Annotated in this window: 1 protein-coding gene and 1 rRNA gene; both read right to left on the bottom strand. The window is 44.4% G+C overall.

The genetic code is table 11. The annotated features are described in order from the left end of the window. A 16S ribosomal RNA gene (locus tag ACFVQB_RS34455) occupies positions 1–336 on the bottom strand; the annotation flags it as partial. A gap of 292 nt (positions 337–628) precedes the next feature. Then, on the bottom strand, positions 629–1,052 hold a 424-nt coding region (locus tag ACFVQB_RS34450), incomplete at its 5' end, for a DNA gyrase C-terminal beta-propeller domain-containing protein (RefSeq protein WP_379449900.1).

Raw genomic sequence — 1,052 nt, 5'->3', positions numbered from 1 at the left:
GTGTCTCAGTCCCAGTGTGGCCGATCACCCTCTCAGGTCGGCTACGCATCGTTGCCTTGGTGAGCCGTTACCTCACCAACTAGCTAATGCGCCGCGGGTCCATCTGTAAGTGGTAGCCGAAGCCACCTTTTATGTCTGAACCATGCGGTTCAAACAACCATCCGGTATTAGCCCCGGTTTCCCGGAGTTATCCCAGTCTTACAGGCAGGTTACCCACGTGTTACTCACCCGTCCGCCGCTAACATCAGGGAGCAAGCTCCCATCTGTCCGCTCGACTTGCATGTATTAGGCACGCCGCCAGCGTTCGTCCTGAGCCAGGATCAAACTCTCCGATAAAGTAGTTTGACTGACTACGCACATCGCTGTGCGATTTATTTAAAACTTTGAATTAACAGGTACGTTTTGTCTTGTTTAGTTTTCAAAGAACTTTGTGTGCTTCTCTCGAAGCGACTACTTAATAGTAACATTTTTAGTTAACTAGGTCAATACTTTTTTGAAAAAGTTTTTACTAGTCATAATGGTCATGTTTGTGTCTTTAAAAAGACAACAGAAATGATTATACCATAATTTTTATGACTGTAAAGGGTTATGACACAAAAAAGCGCAGCTATTTCAGCTGCGCTTTTTCTCACACTTCTTCTTGTTCTTCTTCATTCTCATCTTCTTCGTTTTTCTCTACTAAAGCTACTGTAGCAACATGCTCTTCTTCTGCCATTCTGATGAGACGCACACCTTGAGTGACACGTCCGGTGATGGAGATATCATTGATGTCCATTCTGATGAGTACGCCGCTAGCTGTAATAATCATTAGATCCTCTTCACCTTTAGTAGCTTTCACTGCTACTAGTTGGCCGTTGTTCTCGGTGATTTTCGCTGTTTTGAGTCCTTTTCCGCCCCGGCTTTGGGTTCTGTACTCTTCAGCCGGAGTTCGTTTTCCGTACCCTTTTTCAGTTACGATAAGGACGTGTGATTCTTCCTCTAATATCTCCATGCCGACATCTTCGTCGTTTTTTTTAATTTTTATGCCTTTTACGACGTGAGCAGGTAGTATC

The sequence above is a fragment of the Paenibacillus sp. NPDC057886 genome, assembly GCF_042796655.1.
Classification (GTDB): Bacteria; Bacillota; Bacilli; order Paenibacillales; family Paenibacillaceae; genus Paenibacillus.
This window is presented reverse-complemented; position numbering and strand designations above follow the sequence as displayed.